The following is a 21349-nucleotide window of genomic DNA, read 5'->3' as shown; positions in this document are numbered from 1 at the left end:
GGATTATGCGCGTTGCTGAAGCTTTTCGTGCCGCCTTCGGTGCCGATCCCCGGACGGTCTGGCGCGCGCCCGGCCGGGTCAACCTGATCGGCGAGCACACCGACTACAACGACGGTTTCGTCCTGCCCTTCGCGGTGCCGTGGGGAGTGAGCGCCGCCGTCACCCCGCGCGCCGACCAGACCGTCCGGCTGCTGTCCCTCCAGTCCTCCGGCGGCCCGATCGAGCTTTCGGCCAGGGAGGAGGCGACCGGCTGGGCCCGCTACGCGGTGGGCGTCCTGGCCATGCTCGGCGACCGGGTCGCCGGCGCGGACATCGCGATCGACGGCGACGTGCCCCAGGGCGCGGGGCTCAGCTCCAGCGCCGCGCTGGAGGTGGCCGTCGCCTCCGCGCTGAACGACGTCCACGGGCTCGGCCTGACGCCGATGGAGATCGCGCTGCTCAGCCAGCGGGCCGAGAACGACTTCGTCGGCATGCCGTGCGGGATCATGGACCAGGCCGCCTCGGCGCTGTGCGAGGAGGGCCACGCGCTGTTCCTCGACTGCCGCTCGCTCGGCTCCAGGAAGATCCCCCTCGACCTGGCCGCCGAGGGCCTGAGCATCCTCATCATCGACACCCAGGTCCACCACGAGCACGCCGGCGGCGAGTACGCCAAGCGCCGCGCCGAGTGCGAGTCCGCCGCCCGCAAGCTGGGGGTGGAGTCCCTGCGCGACGTCACCGACCTGGCCGCGGCCCTCGACCGGCTCCAGGGCGACGAGCGCAAGCGCGTCATGCACGTCGTCACCGAGAACCACCGCGTCGAGGCCCTGGTCGGCCTGCTGCGCGCGGGCAAGGTCACCGAGATCGGCGCCCTGCTCAACGCCTCCCACCTGTCGCTGCGCGACCAGTACGAGGTCTCCTCGCCGGAGCTCGACGTGGCCGTGGAGGCCGCCTTCCGCGGCGGGGCCCGCGGCGCCAGGATGACGGGCGGCGGCTTCGGCGGCTCGGCCATCGCCCTGGTCCCGGACGACCGCCTGGACGGCGTGCGCGAGTCGGTCTCGGCCGCCTACGCCGAGCGCGGCTTCCAGGCCCCGCGTTTCCTGGCCGCCACCGCCGCCAAGGGCGCCCACCGCCTGGCCTGAGCCGGTCAGGGCGTGCGGGCCGCCCCCGCCCGTGCCAGGTTGACCCCGCTGGCGATCACCCCGATGTGGCTGAACGCCTGCGGGTAGTTGCCCGCGAACGCGCCCGTGGCCGGGTCGATCTGCTCCGGGAGCAGGCCGAGCGGGCCGGCGCGGGCGCACAGGGAGGCGTACAGCTCCTCGGCGCGGGCCCGGTGGCCTTGCAGGATGAGGTTGTCCACCAGCCAGAAGCTGCACAGCAGGAAGGCGCCCTCGTCGCCGGGCAGGCCGTCCGGCGACTGGTCGTGCAGGTAGCGGTAGAGCAGGCCGTCACCGGCGGACAGGCGTTCGGCGACGGCGGCGGTGGTCGCCGCCATCCGCGGGTCGTCGGCCGGCACGACCTTGCGCAGCGGCAGCGCGAGCAGGCTGGCGTCCAGGCCGCCGTCGCCGTCGAGGTGCTCGCTCAGGCACTGCGCGTCCTCGTCCCACGCCTGCTCCAGGATCAGCCGGCGCAGCTCCTCGGCGGTGGCGCGCCATCGGGCGATCGGACCGGCCAGGCCCAGCCGTTCGCCGATGGCCGCGGCCCGGTCGAGCGCCACCTGGCACATGCCCGCCGAGTAGGTGAAGACCCGGCCCTGGCTGCGTACCTCCCAGATGCCCTGGTCGGGCTGCCGCCAGCTGTGCGCGGCGGCCTCGGCCAGCGCCGACAGCCCCGACCACAGCGCGGGCTGCAGGTCGCGGCCGGGCAGCAGCCACTGGTCGGCGCAGTCCAGCACCTCGCCGTACACGTCGTGCTGGCGCTGGTCGGCCGCGCCGTTGCCCCACCGCACCGGCGCCGAGCGCCGGTAGCCCTCCAGGTCGGCGTCGAGGACCTCCTCGGGTACGGGGTCGCCGCGCAGCGTGTACATGATCCGCGGCTGGCCGCTCTGCTCGAAGGCGTCGAGGACCCAGCCGAGGAAACCGTCGGCCTCCTCCGCGAAGCCGACGCGGCGCAGCGCGAAGACGGCGTAGGCGGCGTCGCGGATCCAGGTGTAGCGGTAGTCCCAGTTGCGCACCCCGCCGACGGGCGCCGGCAACGAGGACGTCGGCGCCGCGACCAGCGAGCCGTTCACCCAGTCGTCGCACAGCTTCAGCGTGATCACCGAACGCCGGACCAGCGCCTCCTGCGGCCCCTGGTAGGTGCACGCGCCCATCCAGCGCCGCCAGGCGTCGGCGGTCTGCCGCACCATCGACTCGGGGTCGAACCGGTGGTGACGGTGGATGCGTCCCCACGACAGCACCAGGTCCAGGCGCTCGCCCTCCTGGAGGTCGTGCACGGTGCGCAGCCCGGTCAGCGGCCGGTTGGAGCGCAGGTGCAGCCGCAGGTCGGGCCGGCGGGACGCGCGCACCTCCAGGCCGCTGCCGAGCATCCGGGCCTGCCCGCCGCCGCGCGGCGCCAGCTCGGCCCGCAGGCGCACGTCCCCCGCCAGGACGACCGCGGACCTGACCAGCTCGCCCCGTCCGCCGCCGGCGTCGTCGCTGAGGTCGGCGCCGGCGCGCAGGACCAGCGCGTCGGTGATCCGGACCACGCCGGACGGGCCGCGCAGCTCGGTGACCAGCACGGCGGTGTCCGGCTCGTAGTACTGCCTGGCCTCGCGCAGGTCGTCGGCCGTCAGCGTGAAGCAGCCGCCGCGCTCACGGTCGAGCAGGCCGCACAGCAGCGGGTCGCTGTCGAAGCGCGGCAGGCACAACCACGGGATCGAGCCGTCGAGGGCGACCAGCGCCGCCGTCGTGCCGTCGCCGATGAGCCCGAGGTCCTCCAGCGCCGGGTAGCCCTCCCGGTGGCGCACCGGGCGGAAGGGTGGATCGAGATCGAGCATGGCCGCCGTTCTCCTCCGAGGTCCTCACGTGAAGGTGATCATCACCTTCACCACGTCGTCGAGCTTCTTGTCCGAGACCTCGAAGGCGCGTTCCATCTCCGCGAAGGGGAACGTGTGGGTGGTCAGCGGCGTGGGATCGACGCGGCCGCCCTCCAGGACGCGCAGCAGGCGTTCCATGCGCAGCCGCCCGCCCGGGCACAGGCCGGTCGTGATCTTCTTCTCGGCCATGCCGACGCCCCACTCGACGCGCGGGATGCGGACGAACTCGCCCTGGCCGTAGTAGCCGGTGTTGGAGACCGTCCCGCCCGGCTTGACGATTTTGATCGCGGTCTGGAAGGTGGCGTCCGCGCCGAGCGCCTCGATGGCGGTGTCCACGCCCTGCCCGCCGGTCAGGCGGAGCACGCCCTCGACGACGTCCTCGGCGCTGAAGTCGACGATCTCGTCGGCGCCGAAGTCGCGGGCCAGTCGCTTGCGGCGGGGCACCGACTCGACCCCGATGACCAGGCCCGCGCCGCGCAGCCGGGCGCCCGCGGTGGCCATGAGGCCCACCGGGCCCTGGGCCAGCACGGCGACCGCCCCGCCGATGGGGATGTCGCCGTTCTCGGCGCCCATGAACCCGGTCGAGAGCATGTCCGCGCAGTAGACGGCCGTCTCGTCCGGCACCCCGTCGGGGATCTTCGCCATGTTGGCGTCGGCCTCGTTGACGTGGAAGAACTCGGCGAAGACGCCGTCCTTGGAGTTGGCGAACTTGAACCCGCCGAGCGGGCCGCCCGACTGCGACGGATGGCCGTTCTGGCAGGCGAGATCGCCCCAGTCGGGGGTGATGGCCCCCACCAGGACGCGGTCGCCCGGCCGGAAGTCGCGCACCTCCTCGCCCACTTCGTGCACCACGCCGACGCCCTCGTGCCCGAGCGTGAGATCGGCGCGCGGCCCGATGCCGCCCTGGACGGTGTGGGAGTCGGAGGTGCAGATGAGGGCGGTGGTGGTGCGGACGACGGCGTCGCGCGGACCCGGCCGCGGCACCGGTTTGTCCATGAAGCCGACCCGGCCGATCTCCTTCATGACGAAAGCCTGCACCGCGCCCCCCGAACGTGCCCCCGCTGGACGTCCCCCACGCCCCGGCCTGGCCGCGGACCCTTCGGACACGCCCAGCCCTACCCGGCGGGGATCGCCGTCTAACCTCGGCGCGCTCCGCTCGTACCCCCTCCGGCCTGCGGTTTCACAGCGCCGGGAAGTCCGGCGGGCGACGCTCCAGGAAGCTGGCGACGCCCTCGGCGAAGTCGGGCCGCCCGAAGGAGGCCAGCATCTCGTGGACGGCCTTCCTGGCCGACTCCTCCAGGGTGACGTCCCAGTCCTGCCACACCTGCCGCTTGATCACCGCCATGGACGCCGGCGAGCTGTGCACGGCCAGTTCCCTGGCGTACTCCTGGGCCTGCGCCAGCAGCGACTCCCCCGGCACCGCGCGGTTGGCCAGCCCCAGCTCGTACGCCTCCCGCCCGCTGAACACCCGGCCCGACAGCAGGACGTCCATGGCCCGCTGCTGGCCCATGACCCGGGGCAGCACCCAGGACAGGCCGTACTCGGCGACCAGGCCGCGGCGCGGGAAGGCGGTCGTCCACTTGGCCTCCTCGGCCGTGAAGACCAGGTCGCAGACGAGCGCGTGCACCATGCCGAGCCCGGCGCAGGCGCCGTTGACCGCGGCGATGATCGGCTTGCCGATGGTCGTGGGGAAGGTGTTGGGACGGGGGTCGGGGGTCTCGTCGTAGGAGCCGGTCTGGATGGCGGCGAGCGTCCTGAAGTCGGCGCCGGCGCAGAAGCCCTTGCCTGCGCCGGTCACCACGATCGCCCGGACGTCGGGGTCCTTCTCGGCCTCGGCCAGCAGGTCGAAGTAGCGCCGGCCCATGGCGTCCGTCCAGGCGTTGAGCGTGTCGGGACGGTTGAAGGTCAGCGTGAGCACGCCCCGGTCCGACGATGAGAGCACGAGTTCCGCCATGCGCTAACCGAACCATGTTCTGGGCGGGGCTGGCAAGCGCGTCAGCGGGCGGGGTGGCGGTGCACGTACGCGGGGGTCAGCTCGCAGGTGTCGTAGTAGCGGTGGAAGACCGGGGTCGCGCCGCCCGACAGCGGCGGCACGATCCACGACCAGTCGGCCGGGCAGCGCCGTCCGGCGCGCTCCTCGCGTTCCAGGTGGGTCAGGAAGCGCCGGGACTCGGTGTGGTGGTCGGTGATCGTCACCCCCGCCCGTTCGAAGGAGTGCAGCACCGCCACGTTGAGCTCGACCAGCGCGTGGTCGCGCCAGAGCGAGCGCTCGGTGGAGGTGTCCAGGCCGAGGTGCTTGGCCACCTCGGGGAGCAGGTCGTACCGGTCGGAGTCGGCCAGGTTGCGCGCCCCGATCTCGGTGCCCATGTACCAGCCGTTGAACGGCGCGCACGGGTAGCAGACGCCACCGATCTCCAGGCACATGTCCGAGATGACCGGCACGGCGTGCCAGCGCAGCCCCAGCTCCGCGAACCACGCGTACTCGGGATGCAGCAGCGGCACCTCCAGCACGGCGTCGCCCGGCAGGTTGCACACCAGCGGGTCGCCGAGCCCGGCCCGCACGACCAGCGGCAGCACGTCGAACCGGCCCGGCCCGCCGCGCCAGCCCAGTTCCTTGGCCAGGTCGGTGAGCTCGGCGTTGCGCGGGTCGCCGAGGACGCCGCCGCCGTTCAGCCGGTGCCCGGCGTAGCGGACGAGCTGGTCGTTGAGCACCCGGGGGCCCGGCATGGCCGGGGTGTCCGGGGCGAAGACGGTGACGGTGGGCCTGATGCGCCCCTCCCCCGTCGCCTCGCGCAGGTGCGCCACGCACTCGACCGCCACGCCCTCGGCCGTCGTCACCTCCCGCCGGTCGCGCACCTTCAGCGAACGCCAGTACAGGCGTCCGATGCACCGGCCGCTGTTGCGCCAGGCGACCCGGGCGCCGAACTCCAGCTCCTCGAAGGTGTGGACGTAGGTGCCGTGGCGGGCGACGTCTCTGGCGACGTCGCGCAGCCGGGCGGCCAGGCCGCCGGCGGAGGGGTTCTCGGCGTGGAAGAGCCTGATGAATCGCTCCGCCTCGCGGAGGTCCGTGGTGCGCTCGAACAGCGCGTGCACGGCATGCACATCGAAGGGACGCAGTGACCTGATCCAGGTACGCACGCGGCAACCAACATTTCGCTCAGCGGAGCGCCCCGCCGATTCCGGGTCGGCGGCACGTCCTGCCGGCGGCGCCCTCTCCACGCCCCCGTCACGACTTCCCGCGGCTACCGGCCGCACCCGGCCGGCTCCCCCATCTTGCCGCCGCGAACGCCCGTTGTCCCGCGTAACGCCAAAATCGGTAACTCACCCACTACAACGCGTGAATCCCTCTCCTTTCAGGACATGCCCTCGTCGGCTCGCGGCGGTGTGCCCTGATCGCTCAGGGTTTCGGATCATCGGCGATCCGTGACTCTTCGAGCGCGTCGGAGATCCGCTGCGTCAGTTCCCGCACTTCCTCGCCCCGAACGCCACCCAGAGCGTGAGACGCCCGATGATCTGCCGCGCCCTGGCACGCGTCAGGCCCGCCGGCGGAGTGCGGCCCTGCTCCGGGGTGAGGGGTGCTTCAGACGTGGTCAACGGCTTCTCACGGAGTGAGGAGGACGTCACTGGAACCGCTGCGGATGTACAACTTCCCAATGAGGGTGTCAGCGAGATGATTTCCTGGAGCCCTCAGCGAGGGGACGTCTCCATGGAACGACTCAGGCCCTCCCACCTGTCTCGGTGAGAGGGCCTGAGTTGCTGCCTGACTACAGCTCCCGCGATAGGACTCGAACCTATAACCTGCCGGTTAACAGCCGGCTGCTCTGCCGTTGAGCTACGCGGGATCGAACGTTCGCCCTGCTGGTCGGGCTTGTTGGGCCCTTCCGTCGTGCGCAGGAATAGATTAGCGCACTCTTGGAGTGCGTGTCGCATCGCAACTGGGGTAGGCCGGGAGACAGCGGAGGTGCAAGATGCGTTATCGGATGACATTTGCGGTCGGTCTGGCTGTCGGTTACGTGCTCGGCAGCAGGGCGGGCCGCGAGCGGTACGAACAGATCAAGCGGGCGGCCCAGCGCGTGGCCGACAGCCCGAGGGTCCAGGAGGCCGCGGGGGTGGTCGGCGCCCAGGCGTCGAGGCTGGCCGGGGCGGCCAGGGAGAAGGTGGGCGGGACGCTTCAGGAGAAGATCCCGTTCCTCGGCTCCGACGGCCACCACAGGTCCGGCAGCGGCTGGCCCGAGGAGGAGGATCTCGCGGAACGGAAGTCCCGCGAGACCGGCATCCCCTACTGAGGGCCCGGCCCTGAGATCGGCCCCGAGATCCGGCGCGGCACGGACGTGTGATCCCTCACACGCCCATGCTGCGCCGGACGCCTTCCAGGGCCTGTTCGGCCTGCGCGCGCAGGCCCGGGTCCGTCGGATCGAGCCCGTCGTCGAAGACGAGCGTCCAGCCCAGCACCTCGCCGCCCGGCGGACGCCTGGCCACCAGCCGGACGCCGCCGCGCCCCGGCAGGCTGACGCGCTTGTTGACCACGATGGTGGAGTTCACCCGCTCGCGCACGGTCTCGGGCACCATCCGCGGTTCGGCGACGCGCTCGAAGTGACGGACGCCGCCGGTGGTGACGACCCGCAGCCCCTCGTCGTCCCAGGACGCCTTGTCGATCTCCTCGTACGGCACCCGCGTCCCGTCCGACAGGAACAGGGCGAGGTTGGTGGCCACCAGGTGACCGTCGGCGGTCTCGGTGAACGTCAGCACCCGCTCCCCCAGCCGGGTGTCCAGGGATCGGCGCACGTCGGCGGGCAGGCGGCGAAGAATGCTCATATCTCCACGGTATCGGCGAGCAGGTCGAGGGTGAGCGCCGCGCTCCAGGAGAAGTCCCTGCACCCGCGCCCGCTGCCGTCGAACGGGTCGAAGCACTCGCGGAACCCGGCCTGCCGGACCAGCCGCAGGGTGCCGTTGGCGAGCTGCCGGCCGAGCTGGTCGAGCGAGTGGACGGCGGCGGCCCGGCGTAACAGCCAGTTGGTGTTCACCCAGGACGGCCCGCGCCAGTAGCGGGTGCGGTCGAACTGGGCGGCGCGGATCTCGCAGCTCGGCACCGGGTAGCCGGTCGCGCCCATGAACCGGGCCGACTCCAGCACCTCGACGCAGGCGTGCAGGTGGTCGCTGGGCAGCCCGGGATCGAGCAGCGGCCCGAACGCGCCCACCGTGCAGACCTTGATCAGCCGGCCGGAGCGCAGGTCAAGGGGGTAGAAGCAGCCGTCCCAGAGCCGGTCGAGCATGGCCTGCCTGATGCGTTCGGCCTGCTCGGCGTGGGGTGCGGGGTCGGCCCCCGCCACCGGCGCCAGCTCGGCCAGCGCCTGGCAGGAGGCGAGCCAGATGCCGTTGAACATCGGGTCCTCGACCGCGAAGGGGTGGTCGTCGCGCAGGTACTCGGGCCGGTAGCCGGCGTCGCGGTACCGCATGGCCAGCCAGACGTAGCGGTCGTGGTCGCTGTCGGGGTGGCGGTCGGCCAGCTGAACGTTGCGGTATCCGTAACCGATGGCGGGCAGCGCGGCGAGCGGCTGGTCCCAGGCCGGGCTGTCGTCCATGCCCGACTCCCAGGGATGGACGATCGCCGCCAGTCCGGCGCCGCCGAGGTCGCGGGCCGAGGCCAGGTAGTGGTGCTGGGCGACGAGCAGCGGGAACGTCCGCCGGACGAACGCGACGTCGCCGGTGTGCCGGTAGAGCCACCGCAGCGCCAGCGCCTGCAGCGGCGGGGAGGTGAGTCCGGAGGTGCAGACCCTGGGTGCGGAGGCGTGCTCCTGCGAGCGCCAGACCGACGGCCCGGGGAAGTACGCCTCGCGGGTGTGGAAGACGATGTGGGGCACCATGCCGGTCGCCCACTGGCCGCTCAGCAGGCTGAGCAGCTCCTCCCGGGCGCGCTCCGGACGGTGCCTGGCCAGGCCGATGACGACGAACGCGGAGTCCCAGCTCCACTGGTGCGGGTAGAGACCCGGCGCGGGCACGGTGCCGCTGCCCGTCCAGTTCGCCTCGAGCACGGCCAGGGCCTCGCGCCCGAGCGCGGCATCGTCAACCGCCGGCCGCGCCTCCATTCACTCACTATGCCTTGGGAAGCGGGCGGAAGCTACGGCCTCTTGGCCCACTTCGCGACGAACGTGACACCGAGGACGACGGCGCCGATGATGAGAGCCCACTTGAGAAGCGTGAAGACGAAACCCACGAGCGGGCCGACGAGAAGCAGTGCGACGATGATCGCGGCGATGATCAGAAGGATGCGTGCCATGTCTCCACCGTAGGAGATCCGTTAAGCCGTTTGCAGGTGACCGAGGGTTGAATCAGGGACAAGTCAGGGTCACCCCTACCCTTTGGAACCAACCGGTCAAGACTCCCGTTGAGCCGGTAGGACACGGGGCATCGGGGGCCCTCTTCACGGGGAGCGTGATGAGTCTGGGACCACCCATGAGCAGGGAAGGCGCCGAGTACGCGCTGCGCGCTCGGGCCGACGAACGCGACCGGATCTCCGGCGACCTGCTCGATCTCGAATCCCACACCACGTACCAGCTGCTCAAGGGCGCGACGCTGGACGGGGTGACGCGGCAGCGCTGGGCCGCCGTCCAGGCCGCGCTGACCCGGCTGTGGCTGCTGAACGACGCCTACCGGGCCGTGCTGCGCGAGGCCGAGCAGGTCAGGGCCGCGCGCGCGAAACTCGGGGCCGAGCAGCTCGACGAGCTGACCCGGCTGCTGTCGGGCACGTCCGTCGTGCTGCGGGCCGCGGCCAAGCCCGTCGAGCAGCGCTCGCTGCTGCCCGAGGCCGACGAGCGGCTGACCCTCGACGAGACCGTCGCCCGCATGGACGGCGCCTTCCGCGAGGTCACCTCGGCGCTCAACGACATCGACGCCGTGTGGAACGCCGTCCTGCCCCGGCTCGACGACGCCGACCGCGTCCTGCGCGAGATCCGCGACCTGGAGCGCGAGCTGGGCGAGAGCGCCGGCCTGGAGGCGCGGGAGGCGGAGCTGCGGCGGATGCGCGCGGCCCTGCTCGCCGACCCGCTCGGCGCGGGCGTCGGCCCCGACCTCGGCGGGGTCGCCCGCGTGCTGGCCGAGGCCCGCGCGGAGATCGACCAGGCGATCGTGGTCAAACGCGAGTACGCCAGGCGCCGCGAGGACCTGGTGGCCGCCCTCGACCGGGTACGCGCGGCCGAGAGCGAGGCCAGGCTGGCCCACGGCGCGGTCGTGGTCAAGATCGCCCTGCCGCCGCAGGCCCGCCCGCGCAGCCGGGTCGAGGAGCTGACCGGCGAGCTGGCCGCGCTCGACGCCTCGGCCGACACCTGGGTGGTGCGCGCCAGGCGGCTGGCGAGCGTGGAGAGCGAGGCGGAGAAGGCGGCCGACCGGGCGCGGGCCACCGCCAAGGCCCTGTACGGCCTGGTCGGCAGGCGCGACGAGTTACGCGGCCGGCTCGGCGCCTGCCAGGCCATGGCGGTGCGCAAGGGCATGGCCGAGGACCCCGGCGCCACCGCGTGCTTCGAGCGGGCACGATCCCTGCTGTGGAGCGCTCCCTGCGACCTGACCGAGGCGGCCGCCGCGGTCGACACCTACCAGCGCGCGATACACGGAGGTAAGCCATGACCCGCTGCGCGCAGCCGGGCTGCACCGGCACCATCGAGGACGGCTACTGCGACCTGTGCGGCAACGCGGCGGCCGCGCCGCCGCCGGCGGTGTCCGTCCCCCAACAGGCGTCGGCCCCAGGCTCGGGGCCGCTCTCGGGGCCGCTCTCGGGGCCGGTGAACACCCAGCCGGTGAGCCGGTCGCTGACCTCGCCGGTGAGCAGCAGCGGCAGGTCGCGGGCCGGGGTGCTGGGCGGCATCGCCGACCTGCCGTCCGTGCCGTACCGGGATCCGGCGACGGCCGTGATGGCCGATCCGCAGGTGCCGGAGGAGAAGCGGTTCTGCGCCAACCCGGCCTGCGGGGAGCCGGTGGGCCGGTCCCGGCAGGGCCGTCCGGGGCTGACGGAGGGGTTCTGCCCGCACTGCCGCACGCCGTACTCCTTCACCCCGAAGCTGGCCAAGGACGACATGGTGGCCGGGCAGTACCGGGTGCTCGGCTGCCTGGCGCACGGCGGCCTCGGCTGGATCTACCTGGCCGCCGACGAGGCCCTGGACGGCCGCTGGGTCGTGCTCAAGGGCCTGCTCAACACCAACGACGCCGAGGCGCTGGCGGCGGCCGAGGCCGAGCGCAAGTTCCTCACCACGGTCGACCACCCGAACATCGTCAAGATCCTCAACTTCCAGCTCTCCGGCGGCCTCGGCTACATCGTCATGGAGTACGTCGGCGGCCAGTCCCTGCACGAGCTGCGCCGCCAGGGCCCGCTGCCGCTGCGCGAGGCCCTGATCTACGGCCGCGAGATCCTGCACGCGTTCGGCTACCTGCACGAGAACGGCCTGGTCTACTGCGACCTCAAGCCGGCCAACGTGATCCGGGTCGGCCGGCGGCTCAAGCTGATCGACCTGGGCGCCGTCCAGCCGGTCGGCTCGCCGCCCGGCACGTCCTGGGCGACGGTCGGCTACCACGCGCCCGAGCTGGACACCCATCCCTCGTCCGTGGCCTCCGACCTCTACACGGTGGCCAGGACCCTGGCGGTGCTGACGATCCCGTCCTGGAGCCCGGCCAAGGGCGGCGTGGCCAGCCCGCTGCCGCAGGACTGCGGGCACGAGTCGTTCGCGCGGCTGCTGCGCAAGGCCACCGCGCCCAACCCCGCCGACCGGTTCCAGAGCGCGTGGGAGATGGAGGAGCAGCTCGTCGGGGTGCTGCGGGAGATCAGCGCGGCCGAGGATGGCGTGCCGTTCCCGGCGCCCTCGACCCTGTTCGGGCCCGAGCGCTCGGCCGTGTGGACGGCGCTGTCGGACTCCCGCCAGGAGGTGTTCGGCCCGCTCGACCCGGCCGTGGTCGCGGTCGAGCTGCCGGTGCCGCACGTCGATCCGCTCGACCCCGCGGCGGGCGCGCTGGCGGGCCTGCTCGGGTTCGACGGCAAGGAGCTGTTCGACCAGCTCTCGGCGATGCCGCCGACGCCCGAGACCCGGCTCATGCGCGCCAGGCTGCTGGCTGAAGCGGGCGCCGCCGAGACCCCGGTAGCGCTGTCGGAGCTGGAACAACAGCTCCCCGGCGACTGGCGGACGACCTGGTACCGCGGCGTGCTCGCGCTGGCCACGCACCAGACGGACACCGCGGTGACGATGTTCGACGCCTGCGTGTCGGCGCTGCCCGGCGAGCTCGCGCCCAAGCTGGCGCTGGCGTTCGCGCTGGAGTGCGCCGGCAGGCAGTCGGCCCACTGGTACAACGCCGTCTGGCGGACCGACCACTCCTACGTCAGCGCCGCGTTCGGGCTGGCCAGGACGGGCCGCGTCAACGTGCTGGACGAGGTGCCGCCCACCTCCAGCTACCGGGTGGCGGCGCAGGTGGCGCTGGCCGCCTCGGTGTTCCGCCGGGCCGACCTGAGCACGGTGTCCGCCCCCGACCTGGTCGGCGCGGCCGGACGGCTGGCCAACCTGGCCGACCTCGACCCGCGCCGCCGCGACCTGCTCACCGCCGAGCTGCTGCGCTGCGCGCTGGCCTGGCTGGACAACAACCCCGCGCCGCCCGGGACGAAGCTGGCCGAGGCCGACTTCACCGAGCCGGGGCTGCGCAGGCGACTGGAGTCGATCTACCGGAAGCTCGCGGTGGCGGCCGGCTCCCGCCATGAACGCCACGCGCTCATCGACGAGGCGAACGCCGTACGACCGAGGACGTGGCTGTGACCGAACCCACCCCCCAGAACTGCCCGATGTGCGCGTCCCCCATCGTCCAGGGGGACGTCTACTGCGAGCGGTGCGGCCACGCGCTCGGCGCGCCGGTCTGCACCTCCTGCGGCGCGGCCGCGGTGGACGCGGAGGGCTACTGCGAACTCTGCGGCGCCCGCCAGCCCACCGGCCGCGACCACGCCGAGGCCGTCCTGGACGGCGGGTCCGCCGCCGTGACCGACAAGGGCCTGCGGCGCGCCCGCAACGAGGACGCCATGGCCCTGCTGACCACCGGCGACGCCGTGATCACGGTCGTGTGCGACGGCGTGGGCAGCTCGCCGCGGGCCGACCAGGCCTCGGCCGCGGCGGTGGAGACCGCGGGCGCCGCCCTGGCCAGGGGAGCCTCCGCGCAGGAGGCGTTCGAGCTGGCCGGAAAGGCGGTGACCGCCCTGGCGACCTCCGTGGACGACGCCCCCGCCTGCACCTACGTCGCCGCGGTCGCCGGCCCCGGCGGGATCACGCTGAGCTGGGCGGGCGACACGCGGGCGTACTGGCTGCCCGGCGAGGCCCCCGGGCAGGGCGTGCTGCTGACCGAGGACGACGTGGTCCCGACCGGCGAGATCACCGCGTGGCTCGGCGCGGATTCCGGCGAGGTGTCGCTGCATGTGCGCACGCTCGCCCCGGGGGCGCCCGGCCTGCTGCTGGTGTGCAGCGACGGGCTGTGGCGCTACCTGGACGGCTACCGGTTCCCGCAGACGGGAACCCCTCTCGACATGGCCCGCGAGATGCTGCGCCACGCACTGGCCTCCGGCGGCCAGGACAACGTGACGATCGTTCTCATCCCCCTAGGAGAAACGCATGGGTGACCAGCCCACGTTCACACTGAACATCGACCAGAACAAGTACCTGTCCACCGACGCCCGGGAGGTGCACGCGATCCTCACCGTGGCCTCCTCCGGCGGCGGCTTCGCCCAGGCCGCGCCCACCGAGGCGGCCGAGGTCATCATCGTCGACACCTCCGGCTCGATGAGCGGCGGCAAGATCCGCGAGGCCCGGCAGGCCGCGGCGGCGGCCGTGCACGCGCTGCGCGACGGCGTGCACTTCGCGGTGATCGCCGGGACCGAGCGGGCCAAGGTCGTCTATCCCGGCGGCAACGCCAACCTGGTCAGGGCCACGCCCGCCACCCGCGCCGAGGCCGAGCGGGCGATCAGCAGGCTGCTCGCGCACGGCGGCACGGCCATCGGCGAGTGGCTGAAGCTGGCCGGGCACCTGCTGAGCGGCTACCCGAACGCGATCAGGCACGCGCTGCTGATGACCGACGGCCAGAACAACGAGCGTCCCGAGGTGTTCGGGGCCGTGCTGCAGGGGTGGAGCGGCAAGTTCGTCTGCGACAGCCTGGGCGTGGGCGACGACTGGGTGCCCGCCGAGCTGCGGAAGGTCGCCGAGGCGATGCTCGGCTCGTTCGAGTTCGTACGGAACCAGAGTGATCTGGCCGAGTTCTTCCGCCGGGTGACGCAGACGTCGATGAGCAAGACCGTGGCGGACCTGTCGCTGCGGGTGTTGGTGCCGCAGACCGCCAAGCTGAAGTTCGTCAAGCAGGTCTCCCCCACGCTGCTCGACCTGACCGGCAAGCGCACCGACGTCAACCCGCTGACCGGCGACTACCCGACCGGCTCGTGGGGTCAGGAGGAACGCGAGTACCACCTGTGCGTGGAGGTGCCGCCGGGCCAGATCGGCCAGGAGATCAGGGCGGGCTGGGTGAAGCTGGTGCGCCCCGACACCCAGGACGTCGTGGCCAGCGGCAACGTGCTGGCCCAGTGGACCGACGACCTGGCGCAGTCCACGCAGATCAACCGGAAGGTCGCCCACTACACCGGCCAGGCCGAGCTGCACGAGCTCATCCAGGACGGCCTCAGCGCCCGCGCCGCCGGTGACGTGGAGGCCGCGACCGCGCGCCTGGCCAAGGCCAGGGAGCTGGCCGCGGAGTCGGGCCGCGAGGACACCGCCCGGCTGCTGGAGAAGGTCGTGGAGGTCGATCCCGCGACCGGCACGGCCCGGTTGCGCAGGAACGTGGACAAGGCCGACGAGATCGAGCTGGACACCGGTTCCGTCCGCACCAGCCGGCTGCGTAAGGGCGAGGGCTGATGGCGACCTGTCCCCAGGGGCACGCCTCCGGCTCCGACGACTACTGCGACGTCTGCGGCGCGCAGATGGCCGGGGCGCCCGCCGCGTCCCAGCCCCAGCCGGCGGCGGGCGCCGGCGGGGGTGACGACGCCTGCCCGGTCTGCCAGACGCCGCGCGCCGGGCAGTTCTGCGAGGTGTGCGGCCACGACTTCACCGGCGGCGGGGGCGGCGTCCCGCTCCCGGTGCGAGGGGCGCGGTGGGAGGCGGTCGCCGCCGCCGACCGCACCTACTACGAGAAGGTGGTCGCCGAGGGCGGTCCCGACGCGGCGCGCATGGCCTTCCCGCCGTACTGTCCCGAGCGCTCGTTCGGGCTGGTCGGCGAGCAGGTGCGCATCGGGCGGCGCAGCAAGGCCAGGAACCTGGCGCCGGAGATCGACCTGACCGGCCCGCCCGAGGACCCCGGCGTGTCGCACCTGCACGCAGTGCTGCTGGCCCAGCCCGACGGCACCTGGACGCTGGTGGACCCCGGCTCGGCCAACGGCACCCAGGTCAACGGCAGGACGGTGGAGATCAACACGCCGGTCCGGGTCGGTCCGGGCGACCGGATCCACCTGGGCGCCTGGACCGTCATCACCATCAGGGAGGGCACACCGTGACCCTGGTGCAGAACCCGGGCGCCGTCGTCCCGGCGGGCGCCCCCGCCCCCCTGCCGCGCCGCGGCGTGCCCGGCCGCATCCGCGTCATCTCCGGCGTCACCGTGGCGGCGCTCGCGCTGCTGTTCGCGGCGCTCGGGGTGGGCAGCCTGACCGCCGGCGACGGGCTGCAGGTCATCGGCCGCGACGCCGGGCCGCAGGTCGTCGCCACCGCCGGGCTCTACCTGGCGCTCAGCGACATGGACGCCCAGGTCGCCAACGCGCTGGTCATGGGCGACCAGTACGGCCAGCAGCGCCGCCAGGCCGTCGACCGGTACGAGCGGCGGCGCACGGAGGCCAACCAGGCGCTGCTGAAGGCGTTCGAGCTGGCCGGCGACAACGCCGCCGAGCGGCGGACCGTGCAGTCGGTGCTCGACGGCCTCGGCCGCTACGAACGGCTCGCCGGGCAGGCGCTGCTGCTGAACGAGCAGTCCCGGCACGCCCCCGGCGCGCCGCCGGACACCGTCGTGGGCACCTACCGGCAGGCCACCGACCTGATGCGGCTGGTGCTGCTGCCGCAGGCCTACAACCTGACCCTGGAGAGCGGCACGATCGTCCGCCGCACCTACGACGACAAGAACGCCATGGTCCCGCTGCTGCGCTCCGCGGTGCTGCTGGCCGGGCTGCTCGCGCTGGGCTGCCTGATCTGGCTCCAGATCTTCCTGGCCCGGCGGTTCCGCCGGGTGTTCGGCCCGGCGCTGCTGGTCGCCACGCTGGCCACCCTGGTCTCGCTGATCCTCGGCGTGAACGTGCTCGGCCAGGACCAGACGGACCTGCGCACGGCCAAGACACAGGGCTTCGACTCCGTCCTGACCCTGGCCAAGGCCCGCGCGATCAGCAACAGCATGCAGGGCGACCAGAGCCGGTACCTGCTCGACAAGGACCGCGCCGACACCTACGAGCACACGTTCCTGGACAAGTCGCAGACGGTCGTCTACTTCGAATCGGGCAACCTCACCCAGTACCACGCGAAGGTGGCCGCCGACGCAGGCGCGGCCCGCGGCATGCTGGGGCCCGAACTGACCGGCCCTGAGGGCGTCCGCGTGCTGGAGGCGTACCGGGCCTTCCAGAAGGCCGACACCTCCTTCCGGGCGCTGGCGCTGGAGGGCAGGACCGCCGAGGCCGTGACCGCCAAGCTCGAACCGGTCACCGCCGCGTTCGACGCCTACGACCGGGCCCTGGTGGCCCTGGCCGAACGGCACGAGCGCACCTTCGACCAGGCCATCGACGCCGGCGAGAACGCGCTGGACAACCTGTGGCGGCTGCTGCCGTTCGCGATCGCCGGGATCGGGCTGCTGATGATCGCCGGGGTGTGGCCGAGACTCAAGGAGTACCGTTGAAGCGGGCACTGGTAGCGGCCCTGGCCCTGACCGCGGTGGCCGCCGCGGCCTGCGGGACCGGCGGCCGGGAGTCGATCCTCGACAAGGACTCCATCGTCATCGCCGTCCGCCCCGACCTGCCGTCGGTGGGCTTCCGCAAGCCGGACGGCACCTTCGAGGGCTTCGACGTCGACGTCGCGCGTTACGTGGCCAAGCGGCTGGGCAAGGACTTCAAGCTGATCCCCGTGCTGGCCGGCGACCGGGACAAGGTGCTGGTCCAGGGGCGGGCCGACATGGTGGTGGCGACGTACACGATCAGCATGGACCGCAAGGCGAAGGTGCTGTTCGCGGGGCCGTACCACATCTCCTACCAGGACATCCTGACGCGGCCGGACGACAAGGTGGACAACGTCCGGCAGCTGAAGGGCCGCCGGATCTGCGCGGTGGAGGGCTCGAACGCCGCCGAGCGGGTCGTGGAGGAACGCAGCGTGGCGGCCAAGCTGGTGCCGTTCAAGGACTACGCGACGTGCCTGAGCGCGCTGAAGAACCGGCAGGTGGACGCGGTCACCACCAACGACGTGATCCTGGCCGGCCTGGCCAACCAGGACGGGTCGGGACTGCGGCTGGCCAACGCCCAGTTCAACGAGCAGCGAAGCGGGGTGGGCCTGCACAAGGACGACGTGCCGGGCTGCGAGGCGGTGAACCGGGCGATCACCGACATGTACCAGGACGGGACCGCGGGCAAGCTGCTGCACAAGTGGTTCGGCAAGGCGGGCCTGAACCTGACCAACATCGCCGTGCCGCAGTTCGAGGGCTGCTCCTGAGCCCGCCGCCCGGCATGCGTTCGAGGGCTGCTCCTGAGCCCGCCGCCCGGCATGCGGACGGGCCCGGCACGCTCGCCGGGCCCGTCGCGGGGTCGAAGGGTCAGTCCAGGTAGTCCCTGAGCATCTGCGCGCGCGTCGGGTGGCGGAGCTTGGCCAGGGTCTTCGACTCGATCTGCCGGATGCGCTCGCGCGTCACGCCGAACTCCCTGCCCACCTCCTCCAGCGTGCGCGGATGCCCGTCGGCCAGGCCGAAGCGGAGCTGGATGATGCGCTGCTCGCGGTCGGACAGCGTGGCCAGGATGTCGTCGAGCTGGTCCTGCAGCATGATGAAGGCGGCGGCCTCCATGGGCACGACGGCGTCGGCGTCCTCGATGAAGTCACCGAGGTCGGAGTCCTCCTCGCCGATCGGCGACTGCAGGGACACCGGCTCCTGGGCGATGCGCTGGATCTCCACCACGCGGTCGACCGGGAGGTCCATCTCCTTGGCGATCTCCTCGGGGATGGGCTCGCGACCGAGGTCCTGGTGGAGCTGACGCTGCACTCTGACGAGCTTGTTGATGGTCTCCACCATGTGCACCGGAATGCGGATGGTGCGCGCCTGGTCGGCGATCGCCCGGGTGATCGCCTGCCTGATCCACCAGGTGGCGTAGGTGGAGAACTTGTAGCCCTTCGTGTAGTCGAACTTCTCGACCGCCCGGATGAGCCCGAGGTTGCCTTCCTGGATCAGGTCGAGGAACAGCATGCCGCGGCCCACGTACCGCTTGGCGATCGACACCACGAGCCTGAGGTTGGCCTCGATCAGCCGCTGCTTGGCCCTGGTGCCCTGCCAGACGAGCTCCCTGAACTCCGGGAAGGCCAGACGCGAGACCCCGTTGGCCAGCTTGTCCTCGGCGAACAGGCCGGCTTCGATCGACTTGGCGAGCTCCACCTCCTCCTCGGCGGTCAGCAGGGGGACGCGGCCGATCTCCCGCAGATAGATACGGACGAGATCGCTGGTCGGCGCCCGCTTGCCTACGTCCTCCTCATCGGCGCGGGTGGACTCCTCGTCGCCCTGGGGCTCGAGGACCTCCACGCCGTTCTCTGCGAGCATCCGCACGACGCGTTCCAGCGCGTCGGACGGCAGCTCGGATCGGTCAAGCGCGGCGGCGACGTCATCGACGGTTACGCTTCCGCGCTCCCTTCCCTTCGCGACGAGGTCCGCCACCTGATCTACCGATGGCGGCCCGCTTGGCAGCACCGATGCACCCACGGGAGACAGTCTGCAGTATTGGTTCCATCAAATGGCAGACCCATTTTTGTTGCGGAAGGTAAGACGATCAGCATTACCGAATTGAGATCGAGTAAAGGTTTGGCCCGAGTTTGATCAGGAAAGAAAAGTCAATTACGCGGTCTGGAATCCCACGTCCGGCGACGTCCGCCGGCCGGACGTATCTCTTTCGCTGCCCGGAAGACGCCGGAGATGCCCCATTACGGCAGCGCGGACCGGCCGGGATTCCCCGCGAACCACCCGGTTCACCGCCCGTCCCCGCTGCCGAACTGTTATCAAAACGCCCCGGCGGTCAGCTTCCCGCGGCGCGCTCGCGCAGCACCCGGCGCTGCTGCTCCAACGCCACCAGCTCGCCGAACAGCTTGTTGTACTCCTGCTGCTCCTCCACCGGATTGAGGCGCTGCATACGGGACTTGGCCTGGGCGATGGCCCGGTCGACCGCGATCGCCTCGATGGCCGCCAGCATGGCCCCCGCGTAACGCTCCTCGGCGTGCGCGTCGGCCTGGACGGGCTCCACCGCGAACCGCGTCACCAGCGCCCTGGCGCCCTCGTCGTGAGCGTGCTCCAGCAGCCGGTCGACCCACTCGCGGCCGCCGTGACCGGCCGAGCCGGCGCCTCCGGCGGCCTGGATGACCTTGTGCAGCGCGACGTGGTCGGGCGCGGTGAACGCCTGCGGGTCGAGGGCGTCGAAGCGCGGCCCGAGCAGCGCCGGCCGCTGGACGGCCAGCTTGAGCAGCTCGCCCTCCACCCGCACGCTCGGATCGACCGGGGCCGCCTTGGGGGCGCGCTGGGGGCGGCCCTGCTGGGTGTTGGCCACCTCGCCGATGCGCTGCATGACGAAGCGCTCGTCCATGAACCCGAGCCAGCGGTCGAGGTCGATGGCGTAGCGCTTGCGCAGGCCGACGTCCTTGATCCCGGCCACGATGGGCGCCGCCGCGTCGAGGGCGGCGATCTTGCCCTCGTTGCTGCGCAGGTCGTAGCGGGAGATGGTGCTCCTGATGGCGAACTGGAACAGCGGCTCGCGGCTCGCGATGAGGTCGCGCACCGCCGCGTCGCCCTGCTTGATCCGCAGGTCGCACGGGTCGAGGCCGTCGCTCTGCACCGCGACGTAGGTCTGCGTGACGAACTTCTGCTCGTCGGCGAAGGCCCGCAGCGCCGCCTTCTGGCCGGCCGCGTCGCCGTCGAAGGTGAAGATGACCTCGCCGCGGAACTCGGCCTGGTCGAGCAGGAACCGGCGCAGGATCTTGATGTGCTCCTCGCCGAACGACGTGCCGCAGGTGGCCACCGCGGTCGGAACTCCGGCCAGATGGCAGGCCATCACGTCGGTGTATCCCTCGACGATCACCGCCTGGGCGCGCTTGCTGATCTCTCGTTTGGCGAGATCAATGCCATAAAGGACCTGGCTCTTCTTGTAAAGCGGCGAGTCAGGCGTATTCAGATATTTCGGACCATCGTCGGAATCGAGCAACTTGCGTGCGCCGAATCCGATCACGTCACCCGTGGCGTCCCTGATCGGCCAGATCAGCCGCCCCCTGAACCGGTCGATCGGCCCCCGCCTGCCCTCCTTGGCCAGGCCGCCCTTGACCAGCTCGTCGGCGGTGAACCCGCGCCCCATCAGGTGGCGCGCCAGCGCCTCCCACTCGGCCGGCGCGTAGCCGACGCCGAACATCTCGGCGTCGGCGCGCTCGAACCCGCGCTCGGACAGGAACCGCCGCCCCGGGGCCGCGTCGGGCCCGAACAGCTTCTCGGCGTAGAACTCGGCGGCCACCCGGTGGGCCTCGATCAGCCGGGCCCGCTCGCCGTGGTCGCGCTTGGGGACGTAGCCGCCCTGCTCGTACTGGAGCTGGATGCCGGCCCGCTGGGCCAGCCGCTCGACCGCCTCACCGAACGGCAGATGCTCGATCTTCTCGACGAACGTGATCACATCGCCGCCTTCTGAGCACCCGAAGCAGAAGTACATTCCGCGCTCGGGGGTGACGTTGAACGACGGGCTCTTCTCGTCATGGAAGGGGCACAGGCCCTTGAGGTTGCCCCCTCCGGCGTTGCGCAACTGGATGTGCTCGCCGATCACGTCGGCGATGGGGGAACGCTCGCGTACGAGCGCGATGTCGACATCACGGATCCGGCCAGCCACGCCGGTGAGTCTATTCCGCCCGACCGACGGTTCCGCCCCGCGCGGGGTGTGCCGCGGCCGGTGAACGGCGTGGCACGGGCTGTCGACGGCCGGGGAAGACGCGCGTCACCTCTGGGTTGCTAAAGCGGGAAACTGGTGATGCGGAGTCCCGTGGTCGGCTACAAAGGTGAGGGTTGTCGGTGGAAACGGTGACACGGGTGAGGAAGACTATGCATTCCGGGCATATCGTA

18 protein-coding genes and 1 tRNA gene are annotated in these 21349 nt (G+C 72.0%); 9 read left to right on the top strand and 10 right to left on the bottom strand.

Going from position 1 to position 21349, the window contains the following annotated elements; all coding sequences use genetic code 11:
* The first annotated feature begins 5 nt into the window (after positions 1-5).
* A complete protein-coding gene (gene galK / locus AB0C33_RS26025) occupies positions 6-1118 on the top strand; it encodes a galactokinase (protein WP_358292210.1) in 1113 nt (370 codons plus the stop codon).
* 5 nt (positions 1119-1123) lie between these two features.
* Here galK and AB0C33_RS26020 read toward each other — a convergent pair whose 3' ends face one another.
* The 5 genes from AB0C33_RS26020 to AB0C33_RS26000 form a co-directional block, all read right to left on the bottom strand.
* Positions 1124-2953 carry a glycoside hydrolase family 15 protein gene (locus tag AB0C33_RS26020; RefSeq protein ID WP_358292207.1) on the bottom strand — a complete coding sequence of 610 codons (1830 nt, stop codon included), beginning with the start codon at positions 2951-2953 and terminating at the stop codon, positions 1124-1126.
* Positions 2954-2977: 24 nt separating this feature from the next.
* The gene (locus tag AB0C33_RS26015; RefSeq protein ID WP_358292204.1) at positions 2978-4015 is read right to left on the bottom strand and encodes an NAD(P)-dependent alcohol dehydrogenase; all 1038 of its coding nucleotides are present in this window, start codon (positions 4013-4015) and stop codon (positions 2978-2980) included.
* Positions 4016-4172: 157 nt separating this feature from the next.
* The gene (locus tag AB0C33_RS26010) at positions 4173-4946 is read right to left on the bottom strand and encodes an enoyl-CoA hydratase-related protein (RefSeq protein ID WP_352352551.1); all 774 of its coding nucleotides are present in this window, start codon (positions 4944-4946) and stop codon (positions 4173-4175) included.
* A 41-nt stretch (positions 4947-4987) separates the two neighbouring features.
* The gene (locus AB0C33_RS26005) at positions 4988-6130 is read right to left on the bottom strand and encodes a nitric oxide synthase oxygenase (protein ID WP_358292202.1); all 1143 of its coding nucleotides are present in this window, start codon (positions 6128-6130) and stop codon (positions 4988-4990) included.
* Between the two features lie 632 nt (positions 6131-6762).
* Positions 6763-6834, bottom strand: a tRNA-Asn gene (locus AB0C33_RS26000).
* A gap of 126 nt (positions 6835-6960) precedes the next feature.
* On the opposite strand from AB0C33_RS26000, the gene AB0C33_RS25995 reads away from it, so the two are divergent.
* Positions 6961-7278: a YtxH domain-containing protein gene (locus AB0C33_RS25995; protein ID WP_352318894.1), complete on the top strand. Its 318-nt coding sequence runs from the start codon at positions 6961-6963 to the stop codon at positions 7276-7278.
* A gap of 55 nt (positions 7279-7333) precedes the next feature.
* On the opposite strand, the gene AB0C33_RS25990 is transcribed toward AB0C33_RS25995, so the two are convergent.
* From AB0C33_RS25990 to AB0C33_RS25980, 3 genes are read right to left on the bottom strand one after another with little or no spacing between them, the layout of a single operon-like run.
* Positions 7334-7807 carry a hypothetical protein gene (locus AB0C33_RS25990; protein ID WP_358292200.1) on the bottom strand — a complete coding sequence of 158 codons (474 nt, stop codon included), beginning with the start codon at positions 7805-7807 and terminating at the stop codon, positions 7334-7336.
* The gene (locus AB0C33_RS25985; RefSeq protein WP_358292198.1) at positions 7804-9078 is read right to left on the bottom strand and encodes a hypothetical protein; all 1275 of its coding nucleotides are present in this window, start codon (positions 9076-9078) and stop codon (positions 7804-7806) included. The genes AB0C33_RS25990 and AB0C33_RS25985 overlap by 4 nt, the downstream gene beginning before the upstream one ends.
* Positions 9079-9110: 32 nt before the next feature.
* Positions 9111-9269, bottom strand: coding sequence for a hypothetical protein (locus AB0C33_RS25980; RefSeq protein ID WP_352318900.1), 159 nt, complete (start codon positions 9267-9269; stop codon positions 9111-9113).
* A gap of 176 nt (positions 9270-9445) precedes the next feature.
* Here AB0C33_RS25980 and AB0C33_RS25975 point away from each other — a divergent pair, with 176 nt between their 5' ends.
* Genes AB0C33_RS25975 through AB0C33_RS25945 form a run of 7 tightly spaced genes read left to right on the top strand, consistent with a single transcriptional unit; the run spans position 9446 to position 17718 of the window.
* Positions 9446-10612 (top strand): hypothetical protein, encoded by a 1167-nt coding sequence (locus AB0C33_RS25975; protein ID WP_358292196.1) that lies wholly within the window; start codon positions 9446-9448, stop codon positions 10610-10612.
* Positions 10609-12777 carry a tetratricopeptide repeat protein gene (locus AB0C33_RS25970; protein ID WP_358292194.1) on the top strand — a complete coding sequence of 723 codons (2169 nt, stop codon included), beginning with the start codon at positions 10609-10611 and terminating at the stop codon, positions 12775-12777. Before AB0C33_RS25975 ends, AB0C33_RS25970 begins: the two co-directional genes overlap by 4 nt.
* Positions 12774-13625 carry a protein phosphatase 2C domain-containing protein gene (locus tag AB0C33_RS25965; RefSeq protein WP_358292192.1) on the top strand — a complete coding sequence of 284 codons (852 nt, stop codon included), beginning with the start codon at positions 12774-12776 and terminating at the stop codon, positions 13623-13625. Before AB0C33_RS25970 ends, AB0C33_RS25965 begins: the two co-directional genes overlap by 4 nt.
* Entirely contained in the window at positions 13618-14904 is a 1287-nt protein-coding gene (locus AB0C33_RS25960) for a VWA domain-containing protein (protein WP_358292189.1), read from the top strand. The genes AB0C33_RS25965 and AB0C33_RS25960 overlap by 8 nt, the downstream gene beginning before the upstream one ends.
* On the top strand, positions 14904-15539 hold the full coding sequence (locus AB0C33_RS25955; RefSeq protein ID WP_358292186.1) for an FHA domain-containing protein: 636 nt from the start codon (positions 14904-14906) through the stop codon (positions 15537-15539). The genes AB0C33_RS25960 and AB0C33_RS25955 overlap by 1 nt, the downstream gene beginning before the upstream one ends.
* Complete coding sequence (locus tag AB0C33_RS25950; RefSeq protein ID WP_358292184.1) at positions 15536-16915, top strand: hypothetical protein; 1380 nt, start codon at positions 15536-15538, stop codon at positions 16913-16915. Before AB0C33_RS25955 ends, AB0C33_RS25950 begins: the two co-directional genes overlap by 4 nt.
* A complete protein-coding gene (locus AB0C33_RS25945; RefSeq protein WP_358292181.1) occupies positions 16912-17718 on the top strand; it encodes a transporter substrate-binding domain-containing protein in 807 nt (268 codons plus the stop codon). Before AB0C33_RS25950 ends, AB0C33_RS25945 begins: the two co-directional genes overlap by 4 nt.
* 100 nt (positions 17719-17818) lie before the next feature.
* Here AB0C33_RS25945 and rpoD read toward each other — a convergent pair whose 3' ends face one another.
* Positions 17819-18955 (bottom strand): RNA polymerase sigma factor RpoD, encoded by a 1137-nt coding sequence (gene rpoD, locus AB0C33_RS25940; RefSeq protein ID WP_043627522.1) that lies wholly within the window; start codon positions 18953-18955, stop codon positions 17819-17821.
* Positions 18956-19277: 322 nt separating this feature from the next.
* Positions 19278-21119 carry a DNA primase gene (dnaG, locus tag AB0C33_RS25935; RefSeq protein WP_358292177.1) on the bottom strand — a complete coding sequence of 614 codons (1842 nt, stop codon included), beginning with the start codon at positions 21117-21119 and terminating at the stop codon, positions 19278-19280.
* Between the last annotated feature and the right edge of the window lie 230 nt (positions 21120-21349).

This window comes from Nonomuraea sp. NPDC048881 (assembly GCF_040649795.1).
In the GTDB taxonomy this organism is placed as follows: Bacteria; Actinomycetota; Actinomycetes; order Streptosporangiales; family Streptosporangiaceae; genus Nonomuraea.
The sequence above is the reverse complement of the archived record's forward strand: the minus strand, read 5'-3'. Positions and strand labels throughout refer to the sequence as shown.